This is a genomic window from Microbacterium sp. zg.Y909 (assembly GCF_024626565.1).
In genome coordinates this window covers 1-1,084 of the sequence record NZ_JANJFJ010000151.1, presented here as the reverse complement: position 1 = coordinate 1,084, position 1,084 = coordinate 1, and the positions used below count along the sequence as shown (strand labels likewise).

2 protein-coding genes are annotated in these 1,084 nt (G+C 72.5%); both read left to right on the top strand.

The features are described 5' to 3' along the window. Nucleotides 1-343 (top strand): riboflavin synthase (locus NQ160_RS12145; RefSeq protein WP_374113650.1); only part of this gene is annotated, 343 nt, incomplete at its 5' end. After that, nucleotides 340-1,084 (top strand): 3,4-dihydroxy-2-butanone-4-phosphate synthase (ribB, locus tag NQ160_RS12140; RefSeq protein WP_257515492.1); only part of this gene is annotated, 745 nt, incomplete at its 3' end. The genes NQ160_RS12145 and ribB, both read left to right, overlap by 4 nt.

The window sequence follows — 1,084 nt, the reverse complement described above, 5'->3', positions numbered from 1 at the left end:
CATCGACGGCACCGGCGAGGTGCTCGAGGTGCGCCCGGGCGATCAGTGGCGCGTGCTGCGGATCTCGCTCGATCCCGCGCACGCCCCGCTCGTGGTCGACAAGGGCTCGATCGCCGTCGACGGCGTCTCGCTCACCGTCAGCGCCGTGAGCCCGGCCGGAGCCGACCCGGCGTGGTTCGAGGTGTCCCTCATCCCCGAGACGCTCACGGCCACGACGCTCGGCGCCCTCACCCCCGGTCACCGCGTCAACCTCGAGACCGACATCCTCGCGCGCCACGTGCAGCGCCTGCTCGCATTCCCGCCGACCGCCGCGGCGGTCCCGAACGAAGGAGGCTCCCGATGAGCCTTTCCACCATCCCTCAGGCTCTCGAGGCGCTGCGCGCCGGGCGGCCCGTCATCGTCGCCGACGACGAGAACCGCGAGAACGAAGGGGACGTCGTCCTCTCGGCACAACTGGCGACCCCCGAGTGGATCGCCTGGACGGTGCGCCACTCGAGCGGCTTCATCTGCGCGCCCATGCCCGGCGAGTGGGCCGACCGGCTGGATCTCCCACCGATGGTCGAGGTCAACGAAGACGCCCGCGGCACCGCGTACACGGTCAGCGTCGACGCCGCCGACCGCGTCACGACCGGCATCAGCGCGGGCGACCGCTCGCGCACTCTGAATGTGCTGGCCGATCCGGATGCCACGCCCGCCAGCGTGATCCGCCCCGGCCACATCCTGCCGCTGCGCGCGGTGGACGGCGGCGTGCGTGAGCGCGGCGGCCACACCGAGGCATCGGTGGAGCTCATGCGCCTGGCCGGCCTCGAGCCGGTCGCCGCGATCTGCGAGCTCGTCGCCGACGACGGCTCGATGATGCGGCTTCCCGGCCTGCTCGAGCTCGGCGAGCGCGACGGCCTGCACGTCATCACGATCGAGCAGCTCGTGGCCTACCTCGACGAGCACGAGCCCGTGGCCTCGGCCGCGAAGCTGCCGCACCGCCGGCGCGTGAGCCTGCGCGCCGAGGCCAAGCTGCCCACCTCGCACGGTGTCTTCCGCGTGCTGGCATACAAGGACCGCATCACCGGCACCGATCACCTCGCCA